The sequence below is a fragment of the Niveispirillum fermenti genome, assembly GCF_052474395.1.
Genome location: NZ_CP156678.1, coordinates 841228 through 856860, shown reverse-complemented (window position 1 = coordinate 856860; position 15633 = coordinate 841228). Strand labels below are relative to the sequence as shown.

The 15633-nt window shown below is 66.6% G+C and carries 10 protein-coding genes; 6 read left to right on the top strand and 4 right to left on the bottom strand.

The window, feature by feature from the left end; translation table 11 throughout:
* Position 1 precedes the first annotated feature (1 nt).
* From rfaD to rfaE1, 4 genes are all read left to right on the top strand, one after another.
* Entirely contained in the window at positions 2–997 is a 996-nt protein-coding gene (gene rfaD, locus ABC728_RS03225; RefSeq protein ID WP_445376263.1) for an ADP-glyceromanno-heptose 6-epimerase, read from the top strand.
* Between the two features lie 5 nt (positions 998–1002).
* Entirely contained in the window at positions 1003–2805 is a 1803-nt protein-coding gene (locus tag ABC728_RS03220; protein WP_416619665.1) for a hypothetical protein, read from the top strand.
* A gap of 26 nt (positions 2806–2831) precedes the next feature.
* On the top strand, positions 2832–4745 hold the full coding sequence (locus ABC728_RS03215) for an O-linked N-acetylglucosamine transferase, SPINDLY family protein (RefSeq protein WP_416619666.1): 1914 nt from the start codon (positions 2832–2834) through the stop codon (positions 4743–4745).
* Between the two features lie 103 nt (positions 4746–4848).
* Positions 4849–6351: a D-glycero-beta-D-manno-heptose-7-phosphate kinase gene (rfaE1, locus tag ABC728_RS03210; RefSeq protein ID WP_445376262.1), complete on the top strand. Its 1503-nt coding sequence runs from the start codon at positions 4849–4851 to the stop codon at positions 6349–6351.
* A 29-nt stretch (positions 6352–6380) separates the two neighbouring features.
* Here rfaE1 and ABC728_RS03205 read toward each other — a convergent pair whose 3' ends face one another.
* From ABC728_RS03205 to ABC728_RS03195, 3 genes are all read right to left on the bottom strand, one after another.
* Positions 6381–7805, bottom strand: coding sequence for an HlyD family type I secretion periplasmic adaptor subunit (locus ABC728_RS03205; RefSeq protein WP_416619668.1), 1425 nt, complete (start codon positions 7803–7805; stop codon positions 6381–6383).
* Positions 7802–9892, bottom strand: a complete 2091-nt coding sequence (locus ABC728_RS03200) for a peptidase domain-containing ABC transporter (protein WP_416619669.1) — start codon at positions 9890–9892, stop codon at positions 7802–7804. The genes ABC728_RS03205 and ABC728_RS03200 overlap by 4 nt, the downstream gene beginning before the upstream one ends.
* 135 nt (positions 9893–10027) lie before the next feature.
* Entirely contained in the window at positions 10028–10192 is a 165-nt protein-coding gene (locus tag ABC728_RS03195; protein ID WP_416619670.1) for a hypothetical protein, read from the bottom strand.
* A 266-nt stretch (positions 10193–10458) separates the two neighbouring features.
* Here ABC728_RS03195 and ABC728_RS03190 point away from each other — a divergent pair, with 266 nt between their 5' ends.
* A complete protein-coding gene (locus ABC728_RS03190; protein ID WP_416619671.1) occupies positions 10459–11796 on the top strand; it encodes an MFS transporter in 1338 nt (445 codons plus the stop codon).
* A gap of 49 nt (positions 11797–11845) precedes the next feature.
* Positions 11846–13966, top strand: a complete 2121-nt coding sequence (locus ABC728_RS03185; RefSeq protein ID WP_416619672.1) for a serine hydrolase domain-containing protein — start codon at positions 11846–11848, stop codon at positions 13964–13966.
* A 503-nt stretch (positions 13967–14469) separates the two neighbouring features.
* On the opposite strand, the gene ABC728_RS03180 is transcribed toward ABC728_RS03185, so the two are convergent.
* On the bottom strand, positions 14470–15621 hold the full coding sequence (locus tag ABC728_RS03180; protein WP_416619673.1) for an NAD(P)/FAD-dependent oxidoreductase: 1152 nt from the start codon (positions 15619–15621) through the stop codon (positions 14470–14472).
* Between the last annotated feature and the right edge of the window lie 12 nt (positions 15622–15633).

Genomic DNA, 15633 nt, shown 5'->3' with positions numbered 1-15633 from the left:
CATGACCGCCGCCCTGACCATCATCACCGGCGGCGCCGGCTTCATCGGCTCCAACATCGCGGCGTCGCTGGCTGCGCGCGGGGAAGAGGTCGTGGTCTGCGACCGGCTGGGCCATGACGACAAATGGCGCAATCTTGCCAGGCACCTGATCGCCGGCTTCGTGGCCCCGCCCGACCTGCCGCGCTATCTGGCGGACAATGCCGGTCTGGTGAAGGCCATCATCCATATGGGTGCCGTCTCCACCACCACGGAAACCGACGCCGACCTGATCGTGGAGACCAATATCAGGCTTTCCACCCTGTTGTGGAACTGGTGCGCCCAGCGGGGGGTGCCCTTCATCTACGCCTCGTCGGCGGCCACCTATGGCGATGGAGCCCACGGCTTTTCCGATGATAATGATCCTGCCGCACTGGCCCGCCTGCGCCCGCTCAACGCCTATGGCTGGTCGAAGCTGGCCTTCGACCGCCATGTGGTCGACCAGATGCGCCGGGGCCGGCGCCATCCGCCGCAATGGGCGGGCCTGAAATTCTTCAACGCTTACGGCCCCAACGAATATCACAAGGGCGGGATGATGAGCGTGGTGGCCAGGAACCACGCCATCGCGGCGGGCGGCGGGCGGGTGCGGCTGTTCCGGTCATACCGGCCTGATTATCCCGATGGCGGCCAGTTGCGCGATTTCGTCCATGTCCGTGATGCGGTGAATGTCGTGCTATGGCTGCTGGACAATCCAGGGGTCAGTGGCATCTTCAATGTCGGCTCCGGTCAGGCCCGTTCCTTCAACGACCTGATCGCGGCCCTTTACCAGGCCGTCGGACGGGAGCCGGCGATCGACTATATCGAGATGCCTGAAAGCCTGCGCGACCGATATCAGTATTTCACCCAGGCCGATCTGGGCCGGCTGCGCGCCGCCGGCTACCACATGCCGATGACGGGGCTGGAGGACGGGGTCGCCGACTATGTGGGCCGTTTCCTGTCACAACCCGATCCCTACAGGTAAAGCGGATGGACGCCTATGACCAAGCCGTCGCCCATCACCGGGCGGGTCGCACGGATGCGGCGCTGGCGGCCGCCCGGCTGGCGGCGGCCAGCGCTCCTGGCGACCCGCTGACTCACAACCTCCTGGCTGTCTGCCTGATCAGCGCACAGCAGGCGGACGAGGGCCTGCAGGTGCTGCTGAAAGCGGTCCGGCAATGGCCGGAGCATGAGGGGTTGGTCACCAATCTGGCCATCGGTCTCTACAATGCCGGCGACCAGAAGGCCGCCTGGCATTACCTGCGCCATCTTGTGGTGCTGAACCCCGCCAGCGCCGCCGCGTTTGACCGGCTGGGGGCGCTGTCGCTGACCTGGCGGGGGGATCGCGAGGGGGCCACCCGGCTGGCCGACCGGGCCGCCCGTCTTGCGCCGAACGACAAGACCATCCGCATCAACCAGTCCCTGGCCTGGGCACCGCATGATCTGGAACGGACGATCCGCGCGCTGGATGCCGCCATCGCCCTGAACCCCGACGATCCCCATCCCTATGTGCAGCGGGCAGGCGCCCTGCTGCGACAGGGGCAGGTATATGCCGCCCTGCATCCACTGCGCCGCGCCCTGCGCCTGAACCCCGGTCACGAGGATGCCGGCCGGCATGCCCTGCGCTGCCAGCGCTACCACACCGCCAGCCAGTCGGCCGCGGCACGGGGGCCCGGCCCCGGCGACGGGCTGCTGCTGCGCGGCCCCTTCTCCACCAGCAGCGGCTATGCCCATATGGGTCGCCGCTATATCCAGACACTGCGCAAGCAGGGCGTGCCGATGCAGGTCGTGGGTGTCTTCGGGCACGAAACCTGGGGGGAGGAGCCGCTTGAGGCCCCGGTCGGGTCCAAGGCCGCCATCAACATCATGGTCCCGCTGGCGGTGGAGCCGATCCCCGGCCTGACCACGATCCTCTATTCCATGTTCGAGGGGCCGCGTATCTCAAAGAGCTGGGCGCGGCAGAGCCTGTCAGCCGACCTCGTGATCGTGCCGACCGAATCGTCCCGCATCGCCTGGGCATCACAAGGCTATCCGGAGGATCGCATCCGCGTCTGTCCGCTGGGTGTGGATGCGGAACCGGCGGCGGCCGAGGCCCCCGCCCTGACCCTGGTCACCAGCGCCGGCCGCCGGGTCGACAGTTACCGCCACCGCTTCCTCAACGTGTCAGACGCCATTCCGCGCAAGAACCTGGATGGGGTGCTGCGGGTCTGGCTGCGGACGACGCGGCGGGACGATGACGCCGTGTTGATCCTGAAGCCCGGCAAGGGGGGCACCGAAAGCGCGCGTCGCCACCTGCAAGCCATCGTGCGCCAGACCCAGGCCCATGTCGGCCGCAGCTTCGCCGAGGCCGCCCCCATCGTGCTGATCGACCAGCCGTTGAGCGAGGCGGAAATGACCGGCCTGTTCCGCACCGCCAATTATTACTGGAGCCTGTCGCATGGCGAGGGCTGGGATCTGCCGCTGTCCAAGGCCGGCGCGATGGGGCTGGGCCTGATCGCCCCGGCCCACAGCGCCTATCTGGATTACCTGGATGCGCGCTTCGCCCGGATGATCCCCTGCGGTATCGGTCCGGCCCACCTGCCCTATAGCCGTGAACCCTGGGAGCCGTTCTTCGGGCTTGACTGGTGGGAGCCGGACGAGGATGCGGCGGCATCCATCCTGTCTGATATCATCCGGGGCCGCGATTCAGAATTGCCGGATGCCGCGGCCCATCTGCTGGACAACTTCACTTGGAACCAGGCAGCACTTAAACTGCGCCGCATCCTGGCGGATGCCGGGCTGCTGCGCCATTGAGCCGGCGTTACCGACAGGACGATACCGTGACCGATCTCTTCACCGCCGCGCTGGACCAGCATAAGGCCGGCAACCTGATGCAGGCGGAACGCCTTTACCGCACGGTGCTGGCGGAAAACCCGGATCATCCGTTCGCCAACAACAATCTGGCAATCCTGCTGCGGGTGCAGCGGCGATGGGAGGAGGCGGTCGCCTGCTACCGGCGCGCGTTGAATGCCAACCCCGAAGACGCCCACCTTTACAACAACCTGACCTGCGTGCTGTCCGACATGGGGCAGGATGCGCAGGCTGCCAAGGTCGGCATGCTGGCCGTCAGCCTGCGCCCCGACTATGCCGAGGCCTGGTTCAATCTGGGCAACATATTCCGCAACCTGCACGCCACCGATGCCGCCAGGGGGGCCTATCACCGCGCCATCCGCCTGAAACCCGACATGGGCGAAGCCCACAGCAACCTGGGCGACCTGCATAAATCGGCAGCGGAACTGACGCGGGCCATGGAATGCTACCGCACCGCCCTGCGCCTGCAGCCCCACCTGCCGCAGCCTTACGTCAATCTGGGCGAGGTGCTGAAGGAACAGGGCCGGGTGACGGAGGCCATCACCCTTCTGCAGCACGGGCTGGAACAGCATCCGCACCTGCCCGTGCTGCATTCCAACCTGTTGTTCGCCCTGCATTATTCACCGCATGTCCCGCCAGAGGTCATCTTCCGCGCCCACCGGCATTGGGGGGAGCGCCACGCCGCCCCCCTGGCCCCTGCGGTGGCACCATCTTTTTCCAATGACCGTGATCCCGACCGGCGGTTGCGCATCGGTTATGTCTCGCCGGATTTCTGCGGCCATGCCGTTTCCTGCTTTCTGGAACCGCTGCTGCGCGGTCATGATCGCGGCGCGGTTGAGATATTCTGCTATCCCACCTCCCGGCGCCGTGATGAAACCACCGCGCGGTTCCAGGCCATTACCGGCCATTGGTTCCCGCTGACCGGCCTGTTGGATGAGGAGGCGGTGGAGCGCATCCGGGCCGATGGCATCGATATCCTGGTGGATGTGGCGGGCCATACCTGCGACTGCCGTCCGCTGATCTTCGCCCGCCGGGCCGCCCCGGTGCAGGTTTCCTGGCTGGGCTATCCGGACGGCACGGGCATGGCGGCGATGGATTACCGTCTGACCGATGCGATTGCCGACCCGCCGGGCGTGACCGACCGCTGGCATATGGAAAAGCTGGTACGGCTGGAGGATGGCTTCCTCTGTTTCCGCCCGCTGCGGGACACCGGCTTCAGCCCCGACCTTCCCGCCCACAGGAACGGGCATGTCACCTTCGGGTCGTTCAACAACAATGCCAAGATATCGGCCGAAGTGGTGGCGGTCTGGGCAGCGCTTCTGCAGCGCGTGCCGGATGCGCGGCTGGTCCTGAAAAGCCGTTCCTTCGCCGACCCCACCACCCATTCCCGCTACAGCGCCCTTTTCACCGCACAGGGCATCGCTGCCGACCGGTTTGAACTGATGCTTCATACACCCGACCAGGGCGACCATCTGCGCGCCTATGATGGCATCGATATCGCCCTGGACCCCTTCCCCTACAACGGCACGACGACCAGTTGCGAGGCGCTGTGGATGGGGGTGCCGGTGGTGACCCTGCAGGGCGGCCACCATGTCGCCCGCGTCACTTCCAGCATCCTGCACCGCTGCGGCCTGGATGATCTGGTTGCAGCGGATACGAACAGCTATATCGACATCGCCGCCGGACTGGCTGCGGACAGGGACCGGCTGGCGGCATTGCGGCGGGGGCTGCGGGCGCGCATGCGGAACAGCCCCCTGTGCGATCCCTACGGCTTCGCCCGACAGGTGGAGCAGGCCTATCGCCGGATATGGCGGACCTGGGCCGAAGGTCCGGCCACCGGACCCGGCGATCCGGTGCGGCCGGACATGGACATGCACGCCTGACAGCGGCTTGTGGCTGGCCTGAGCCAGGCCGGAGCGCTATACAGCAAGGCAGATGGTGCCGTCGTCCCACGGCCCCCACCGGAATTGCAGGCGACCGACCGGAATGACCGAGCCAGAACGCGCGTCCCCCGTCCTGACGGATATAGCCGCCGCCCTGGCCGGCGCGCGGGTCGCCATTGTCGGCGACGTGATGCTGGACCGTTTCGTCTATGGCGATATCGACCGCATCTCCCCCGAGGCGCCTGTACCGGTGCTGAAGCTGCATCACCGGCGGGAAATGCTGGGGGGCGCCGGCAATGTCGCTGCCAACGCCGCCAGCCTGGGGGCCACCACATTGCTGGCGGCGCTGGTCGGTGCCGACGCGGCGGGCGACAGGATCGGTGACCTGGTGGCGGCCCTGCCCGGTGCCACCAGCCGCCTGGGCCGCCGGGCCGCCGGGCCGACCACGGTGAAGACCCGCATCGTGGCCCGTCAGCAACAGATGCTGCGGCTGGATGAGGAGGAGATAGCGCCACCGACACCGGCAGAGACCGAGGCGCTGCTGACCGGCGTGGGGGCCGTGTTGCCGGGCTTCGATGTGCTGCTGCTGTCCGATTATGCCAAGGGCGTGCTGGCCGGCGACATGGCCCCCCGCCTGATCGCTGCCGCGCACGGCGCCGGAAAGCCTGTGATCGTCGATCCGAAGGGCCATGATTTCGGCCGTTATGCCGGGGCCGATCTGGTCACGCCCAACCTGGGGGAATTGCGTCAGGCCAGCGGTCTCCCCTGTGATGGGGATGAGGAGGTGGTCACAGCCGCCCGCAGCCTGATCGGACGCCACCGCATTGGTGCCATCATCGTCACGCGCAGCGAACACGGCATGTCCGTCGTCACGGCCGATGGTGCCGAACATCTGCCCGCCCAGGCGCGGGAAGTGTTCGACGTGTCGGGCGCCGGCGATACCGTGGCGGCGCTGCTGGCCTGCGCCCTGGCGCGCGGGGTGCCGCTGACCGTTGCGGCGCGGCTGGCCAATGTTGCGGCCGGCATCGTGGTGGGCAAGCTGGGGACGGCCCAGGTGACGCCGGGGGAACTGGCCCTGACGCTGCACCAGCAGGAGGCCGGGGACCCCGTTGCCGCCAAGATCGCCGACCGGCCGCTGGCGGCGGCACGCACGGCGCAATGGCGGGAAGGCGGGCTGGTCGTCGGCTTCACCAATGGCTGCTTCGACCTGCTGCATCCCGGCCATCTGTCATTGCTGCGCCAGGCGCGGGCAGCCTGTGACCGCCTGGTTGTCGGCATCAATGACGACACATCGGTCCGCCGGCTGAAGGGGCCGCAGCGGCCGATCCAGCCATTGCAGGCACGGGCCGCCGTGCTGGCGGCGCTGCAGGTGGTCGATCTGGTGGTTCCCTTTGCCGAGGATACGCCGTTGGACCTGATCCAGGCCCTCCGCCCCGCCCTGCTGGTCAAGGGCGCCGATTACCGGGTCGATCAGGTGGTCGGGGCCGATTTCGTGCAGTCCCATGGTGGCCGCGTGCTGCTGGCCGACCTGCAGGCCGGTTTCAGCACGACCAGCACGGTGGCCCGCATGGTTGCCAGCGGCGGGAACGGGAGCCCCGGCAGCTGACGCGGCAGGCCGTCACCCCCCCGCCCGCGTCACGGCTCCCGGATCGCCTCGCTGAGCCCGCGGGTGATGGGATAAAGGAAATAGGACAGTACGCTGCGCTTGCCGACCTTGATTTCCGCCCGCACCGTCATGCCCGGCGTCAGCCCCACATCCTCCGGCAGGTTCTTCAATTCGGTCGACAGCAACTCTATCCGCCCGCGATGGACGGCACCGGCATCGGCCAGCCTTGGTGCGCGCTCGGCATCCGTCTGTTCAGGCGCGGCATTGATGGCGAAGGATTCCTCGCTGACCGACAGCAGGCGGCCCTTGACCATGCCGTGGCGCTGGAAGGGGAAGGCGTCGACCTTCACCGCCACCTCGTCCCCCGGCTTGGTGTAGCCGACATCGGCGGAGCGCACGGTGATCTCGGCGATCAGCGGCACATTGCTGGGCACCATGGTGATCAGCGCCTCCGCCTCGCGCGCCACCGAGCCGGTGGAACGCCTGGCCACTTCCAGCACCACGCCGTCCTGTGGCGCCACCAGTTCCACCAGATCGTTGATGCGCACGGCCTTGGTCAGCGCCTCGTCGACCTGTACCGCCTCACTGCGGGCCTTCACCAGTTCCTCCAGCAACTGACGCTGCCACTGGTCGATGAAGGATTGCCGTTCCGCCTGCTTGGCGGTCAGGCTGGACCGCAGTTCGGACAGCTTGTTGATCGTGCTCTGCTGGCTGCGCTCCACCTCCAGCCGGGTCGCCCGTGCATCCAGCAATTGCAGGCGCGACCCGGTCTGGCCGCGGAACAGTTCCTCGCGCAGGCGCTCAACGTCCTTTGCCACCGCCAACTGCTCGCTGAGCGAGGCGCGGTCATCCTCCGCCGTGCGCAATCCGGCCTGCAGGCTGGCGATCTCACCGTCCAGTGCGGCCAGACTGGAGGCGTATTGGGCACGGCGCTGGCGGTAGAGGTTGGCCTGCAACGCCAAGTCGCCGTCAACGGCCTGCTCCATGTCCTGGGTCAGCGGCTTGCCCGCCGCCTCCTGCTCCAGACGGCGCAACTGGGCGAACAGGGCGCTCTGCTGCGCGGTCAGGCTGGCGCGGTCGGCCAGCGAGAAGGTGGCGTCCAGCCGCGCCAGGACCTGCCCGCGCGTCACCTTGTCGCCCGGCCGCACATTGATCTCCCGGACGACCGACCGGTCCAGGGGCTGCAGCACGATGGCCGGGCTGTCCGGCACCAGCCGCCCGTTGCCGGCGACGATCACATCCACGTCCACAACAGCGGCAATAAACAGGATCAGCAGGAAAAGCCCCGCCACCGCCAGGTGCGGCGCGCCCAGCAGGCGCGGCGGCGGGGCGGCGATGATCTCCTCCAGGTCCTCCTGGAAGGGCAGTGCCTCCGGCGCCACCGATGGGGCCGCCGGCTGGGCCATGCGACGCCGGATGATGGCCGGCACCAGTTTTTTCAGGGACCCGCTCATTGAATGTGCTGCGTCTGGGTTTGCCACAGATGGCGATAGATATCGCACCGTTCCAGCAATACCCCATGTGGGGCGAAATCCACCACCTCGCCCTGCTCCAGCACCAGGATCCTGTCCGCCGTCACCAGGGAGGAAAGGCGATGGGAGACAATGATCATCGTGCGGCCGCGGGCGATGTCGGCCAGGTTCCGCTGCACGATGGCCTCGCTTTCCGGGTCCAGCGCGCTGGTCGCCTCATCGAAGATCAGCAGGCGCGGCCGGGTCAGCAGGGCACGGGCGATGGCGATGCGCTGACGCTGGCCGCCGGAGAAGTTGGAGGCATTCTCCTCCACGAAGGTGTCATAGGACATGGGCAGCCGGTTGATGAACTCATCCGCCCCCGCCATGCGCGCCGCCTCCAGGATTTCCGCCAGGGGCGCATCCGGCCGGGCGGCGGCGATATTGTCGCGGATGGTGCCGCGGAACAGCAGGTTGTCCTGCAGCACCACGCCGATGGACCGGCGCAGATGGTTGAGGTCGATATGGCGCAGATCGACGCCGTTCAACTGTATGATGCCATCCTGCGGCGTATGGATCGACTGGATCAGCCGGGTGACCGTCGTCTTGCCGGAACCGGACCGGCCGACGATACCGATAACCTGCCCCTCCTCCACGGCGAAGGAAACGCGCTGAAGGGCCGCGTTTGACCCGGCGCTGTAGCGGAAGGTGACGCCTTCGAACACCATCTGTCCGGTGATGGCCGGGCGGGCCGACCGGGTGCGGCCGGACCGTTCCGGCGGCGTATTCATCACGTTGCCCAGCATCTTCACCGACAGGGCCGCCTCCTGATACTCATTGATCAGGGCGACGATCTGCACCAGCGGTCCCGTGACGCGGCTGGACAGCATGTTGAAGGCGATCAGCGCGCCCAGGCTGAGCTGACCGTTGAACACCTCAACGGCACCGATGGCCAGAACGCTGATCTGCATCAGCTTTTCCAGCATGCCGGTCAGCACGCTTCCCAATGCGCTGACGCGGCCCACCGCGGCGTGCTGATGCACGGCCTTCGCCACCTTGCCGTCCCAGGCGCGCTGGCGGATCGGCTCCAGCACCAGCGACTTCACCGCGCGCATGCCGTGGATGGTTTCCACCAGATGGGCCTGCCGGGCCCCTTCGGTCTCGTAGAGCCTGTTCAACTCGGTCCGGTATTTCGGCACCATGGCGCCGATGACGCAGGCGATCGCCGCCGAGAAGCCCAGCACCACGGCGGTCAGGGTGCCGGAATAGAAGACCAGCAGGATCAACAGGATCGGCAGGGTCGCGGCGTCCAGCAGGACCTGGAACAGCCGGCCGGTGAGGAAATGGCGCAGCTTTTCCGTCTGTTGCAGGTGTCGGACAAGCACGCCGGCCGTGCTGGTCTCGAAAAAGGCGAGCGGCAGGCCCAGCAGGTGCCGGAAGGTGCGCGATGTCAGCCGCGCATCGATCTTGTTCGAGGCGATCAGCATCAGGTTCTGCCTGACATAGCCGAAGAACCCGTCGAACAGCGTCAGCACCACGAAGATCAGCACCACGGCGAACAGGGTCTGATAGCTCTGGTGCGCCACCACCTTGTCGATCAGCACCTGGAACAGCAGCGGGATGCACAGGCCGATGATGTTGGCCATCACGGCAGCCACCGCCACGCCCCGGAACAGCTTGGCGTGACGCACGATCTCGGGCATGAACCAGCGGAAGCCGAAAGGCTGCTCCTCGTCGGTCAGCGCATAGACGCGCTTGCACAGGACCAGCGTGCCGTCCCATTCCTCCATGAACTGCTCGCGGGTCAGCAGCTTGACGCCTTCCTTCTCCGTCGCCGGGTCCAGCACGGCGGCAAAGCGCTGACCATCGGCAGCCGTGACCACCTGGGCCAGCACCACCCAGGAGCCGTCCTTGCGTATCGCCAGTGCGGGATAGGCAGTGCCAAGGGCCCCCGCCTTCTCCCAACTGCAATTGTCGATCGCCCGGCCCTTCAGGCCGACGGCACGCATGGCGCGCAGAATGGAATTCTTGATATCGTCCGTACCACCTGTCGGCAACTCTTCCGGTGCCAACTGGATTCCGTGGTGCATCGCTATCAAGAAAAGGCAGCGCAAGGCTGACATATGCGGAGACAATGAACGCCTATTCCGGGTGAGAGATGCCTGTCGCCCGAAACTATCGGGCTTTGGGCATTTTCACGAGCTTAATCTCCATACGGCCGTGGATTATCCCACCTGTCCGCTGATCTGCCACGCCATCTCGGCCGATTTCATCTTTGCCGCTCTCGCCTGGTCGACCATCCGGACGGTCGCATCAAGCTGGCCGAAAAGGCGCGGCATATCGAAGCGATACAGACCTATATTGATCGCCGGCTGGTCGTCGATGATCATTCTCGACCTGGCCGGCCGACAGACAGTTGTTTGCGCGTGCCGGGTTATACCGACCCGCAATGATGGATCGATGCCCATGTCAGAATACATACCATACCCGCTTGCCGCCGGCGCCTGAGTGGGGAGCCGCCTGTCTGGCCCGATCGGCGGGCAAACAGCATGATGGACAGCAACAGCAGATTATCATCATCCGGATTTGATAATTCGATACCCAATTGGCGAAATTTTTCTTATAAGAAAAATATTCGTCATTCTGGAGAAGTGCCATGGGTGTCGCCACAGATATCCCGCCCGATCGGGCCGGGGCCAGTCCGCAGGCATGGTACGCCATCGGCGTCTTCGCCCTTGCCGCCATGCTCTCATATACCGACCGCCTGATCCTGAACCTTTTGGTCAGCCCGATCCGGGCGGAAATGGCGATCACCGATACCCAGGTCAGCCTCCTGCAGGGGGCGGCCTTCGCGGTCATCTATGCGTTCGCCGGCCTGCCGATGGGCCGTCATGCCGACCGGCATGGACGGCGCAACCTGATCCTGGCCGGCGTGCTGGTCTGGAGCTTTGCCACGCTGCTCTGTGGTCTGGCCCAGAGCTACGGCCAACTGTTCGCGGCGCGTGTGCTGGTGGGCATCGGTGAGGCTGCCCTGGCACCGGCCGCGCTGTCGATGATACCCGACCTGTTCCCCGCGCATCGGCGCGGCACGGCGGTGGGCATCTTCCTGGCCGGCATGGTGATGGGCGGCGGCACCGCCACCCTGACCGGCGGCGTGTTGATCGATCTTTTCGCCAGCGGCGCGCTGAGCGGCGTGCCTTTCCTGGGCGACCTGCCGCCATGGCGGGCGGTGCTGGTGACGCTGGGGCTGGCCGGCGGGGTGATGGCAGCCCTGGTACTGCCGATCAGGGAGCCGCAGCGGCGGGAAAGCCTGGGCGGCAAGGACGCGACGGGCCTGGGGCCACTTCTGCGCTACATGGGAAAGCACCGCGCCACCTTCTTCCTGCTGCTGGGCGGATTGACCCTGACCCAGTTGGTCGATTACGGCACCAATAGCTGGACGCCATCGCTGCTGATGCGTGTCTATGGCTATAGTGCGGCGGAAACCGGCGCCGCGCTGGGTGGCATCCTGATCGGGGTGGCCGGCCTGGGCACCCTGTCGGGCGGCATCCTGGCCGATTTCCTGGAACAGCGCGGCGTGGCCGGCGGCAAGCTGATCATCGCCGCCCTGGCCACGACGCTGGCCGTGCCCTGTCTGCTGTTCCCGGCCAGCGGGTCCGATACCCTGCTGCTGATGCTGTTCGGGCTCTTCGCCTTCCTGTTGGCCGTCGGGGCCAGCACCGGCATCGCCGCCATACTGGATCTGGTGCCGTCGGAACTGCGGGGCATGACCACGGCCATCCAGGCCTTTCTCTACACCGCCATCGGCCTTGGCATGGGGCCGACATTGGTGGCGCTGACCACCGACCATGTGTTCGGCGACCCCAACGCCGTGGGCTATTCCATCATGCTGACCTGCCTGCCGCTGCTGGGGGTGGCCGCCGCCGCGCTGTGGCGGGCCAAGCCGCACTACCGGCGCACGCGCCAGGCGCTGGCCGACCGAACAAACGTATGAAGAACCGGGAAAAGGCAATCCACCACAACGACCGAACAGGGACGAGGACATGAGACATCTGATATCAGCTTGGCGCCCGCAGGCGCCGGTTGCCGCCATCCGGCGGCTTGGGTTCCGCGCCGGGGGGGGCGGGGGCGGGGGCGGGCCGGCGGGTGCCGGTCTCCAGCGGCATGAGACGGCTCATGTCACCGCGAAGAAGCCCATCTGGGGACGGCTGGCCCTGGCGCTGGCCCTGGCACTGCCGGTGGCCCCCGCCTTGGCGCAGGTGCCCGACCCCACCCCCGTCGTCACCAGCCCGGCGGAGGACCCGCCCGTCACCACCCATCCGCTGACCGCCAGCGATGTGGAAACACTGATCGACGGCTTCCTGCCCTATGCCCTGAAGCGCGGCGACATTGCCGGCGCCGTGGTCACGATCGTCAAGGACGGACAGATCCTGCTGGGCAAGGGCTATGGCGTGGCCGACCGGGAGACGGGCCAGGCCATCGACCCGGAAACCACGATGTTCCGGCCGGGTTCCATCTCCAAGCTGTTCACCTGGATCGCGGTGATGCAGCAGGTGGAGGCCGGGCGCCTGGACCTGGATGCGGACGTCAACCAGTATCTTGATTTCAAGCTGCCGGCGACCTTCGCCGAACCGATCACCATGCGCCATCTCATGACCCATACGGCGGGGTTCGAGGAGAAGGTGAAGGACCTGATCGTGCTGGGCGGGCCACCCGCCGATCTGGGCACGCTGCTGGCCGGTCATATCCCGGCCCGCATCTTCAAGCCCGGCACCACCGCCGCCTATTCCAATTATGCCACCGCGCTGGCGGGCTATATCGTGCAGCGGTTGAGCGGGGAACCCTTTGCCGATTACATCGACCGGCACATCCTGGTGCCGGCCGGCATGCCCCATTCCAGCATGGCCCAGCCGCTGCCGGCCCACCTGGCACCCCTGATGGCCAAGGGCTATGAATCCTCCCGCGATCCGGCCCAGCCGTTCGAGATCGTCAACCCGGCCCCCGCCGGCTCCCTGTCGGCCAGCGGTGCAGATATGGGCCGGTTCATGATCGCGCTGCTGAATGGCGGTGAAGGACCGAACGGCCGCATCCTGAAGCCGGAAACCCTGGCCCAGATGCAGAAGCCGCATCACCGGCCACTGCCGGGCCAGCAACTGGCCATGGGCCTGGGTTTCTATGAGCAGAACCGCAACGGCTACCGCATCATGGGCCATGGCGGCGACACGGTGCTGTTCCACAGCGACCTTGCACTCTGGCTGGATGAGGGGGTGGGCCTGTTCATCTCCATGAACAGCACCGGCGACGGCATCTCCCCCGGCCCGATCCGCGACGAATTGCTCGCCCTGATCGCCGACCGCTACTTCCCGGCCCGCGAACCCGCAGCAGCACCGGCGCCGGCAGCCGAGACGATCAAACGCGCCGTGCCGGTGGGCGGCACCTTCCAATCCTCCCGCCGCGTCGACAGCACGCTGCTCTCCCTCACCTACCTGTTCGGCCAGGGGGATCTGGTGACGAACGAGGATGGTACCGCCTCCTTCACCCTGTTCCGCGATTTCGCGGGCAAGCCCAAGCGCTGGCGCGAAGTGGCGCCCGATCGTTGGCAGGAAGTGGGCACCGACAGCCTGATGCATACGCGCACCGATGCATCAGGTCGGGTCACCGCCATCACCACCGACGATTATCCCGCCATCTTCGTGTTCGAACCCGTGCCCGCCGCCACCAACAAGGCCTGGACCGTGCCGGCCCTGGGCATCACGCTGTTTCTGGCCCTGTTCACCGCCCTGTGGTGGCCGGTGGCCGCCCTGGTGCGCCGCCGTTATGGACGGCCGCATCCCCTGTCCGGCCAACCGTTGCTGGCCGACCGGCTGGTGCGCGCGGCCAGCCTGATGACCGTTGTGGCACTGGGCGGCATGACCGCCGTGATGACGATGGCCATCACGCCCCTGATGGAAGGCACCATCGATTGGCTGCTGCGCCTGCTGCAACTGTCGGCTCTGCTGGCGGTCCTGGGTCTGGTGCCCGCCGCCTGGCAGGCCTGGCACCTGTGGCGGCAGCCCGCCGGCTGGTGGGCCCGCATCCGGGCCAGCCTGATGGTGGTGATGTTCCTGGCCGTGCTGTGGTTCATCGTGACCTACCATCTGGTAAGCTTCAGCCTGAATTACTGATCCCGCCGATCACTTACCCCCCGGCCCCGCCAGGGCCGGGGGCTTCTTTCCCGCCTGCTAAGCAGATTTTCCGAACTCCGCCCACAGATGGGCGGGCTCGGAAAATCTGCAAACCATGGAGTCGGCAGGTTCCTCCAGGCCGGCTGGTCCCCTGGCCGAATGATCGACAAGAAGACGCCCCGGTGGAGTGATCCACCGGGGCGTCTGCATATGATGACAAGGTGAAGCCCGCCTGTAATATACCGCTCCCCTCAGAAAATCCCGGTAGAGACCTCATATTTTCCTTTATTTTCAGAGATTTAAAAAAGAGATTACGGGGATTCTCTGGTTATTTGGATATACCAACTTGCGATGAGTGGAACTCATCGCAAGTTGGCCCGGCGGCGACCGTCACAGCACCGCTCGCGCGGCGCAGCCAAGCCAACGAATGTTGGCGCCGGCGATTGAGGGTGGTGATCAAAGCCTCTTGGTTCTGATCACCGCAAAATAGTATAGTGCTGCCATCAATCAGCCTGCCGCAACTGGCTTCGGTCCGGCGACAGGGCTGCGACATCCACCCCCCGTTCGGCCAGCGGCACCGGCACCTTCCCCGTCAGCAACAGCGAGGCGCCGGTCAACGCCAGTGCCGGCCCCATCTGGATGCCATAGCCACCCTGTCCCGCGAACCAGAAGAAGCCCGGATGTGCCGCCGGCCTTCCCACCACCGGGCTGCGGTCGGCCACGAAACTGCGCAGGCCGGCCCAGCTTCGCGCGACGCGACGCACGGGCAGTTCGGCCGCCGCCTGCACCCGGTCCACGCAGACGGCGATGTCCCATTCATCGGCCTGCGCGTCACAGGGCGGCGACGGGGTCTCATCCGCCGGAGATGCCAGCAGCATTCCGGCATCGGGCTTGAAATAGAAGGACCCGCCGGCATCGATAACCGCCGGCCAGCGATGCACGTCGGCCCCGGCCGGCGGGTCGAGCATGATGGCCGTGCGCCGCAGCGGCATCAGTCCGATCGTGGGAACCCCGGCGATGCGAGCCACCTCGTCTGCCCAGGCACCGGCGGCATTGACCAGGGTCGCCGCCCGCACCTTCGCGCTGCCGAAGGTGAGGACCCAGCCATCCCCCTCGCTTGCCGCCGCGCGCAGTTCGGCACCGGTGGACAGGACCACGCCCGCGGCCCGCGCCCGGCGCAGATAGCCCTGGTGCAGGCTATGGACATCGATATCCATCGCCTCCCTCTCCCACAGGGCGGCAGACACAAGTTCGTCACGCAGCACAGGCACCATGGCTCGCGCCTCATGGGCGCCCATCCGCGTCGTCCGGGCCCCCACCCGTTGCGCCGTTGCCTCCAACGCATCCAGTTCGCCAACCGCATCCTCACCGGCGATATAGAGGCAGCCGCGCGGCGTCAGCAGGGGATGGTCGGTGAAACCCGGCGGCGGGGCCAGATAGAAGGCGCGGCTGGCTGCCGTCAGGGCACAGACCGTCTCGTTTCCGTAAAGCGCGCTGTAGAGCGCAGCCGACCGGCCGGTCGTGTGATAGCCGGGAAAATCCTCGCGCTCGGCCAGCAGAATACGCGCGCCCTCGACACCGGCATCCACCAGAGCCGACGCAATGGAGGCACCAGCGATCCCGGCGCCAACGATCACGATGTCAAATGACTGCATGAAATCACCTCC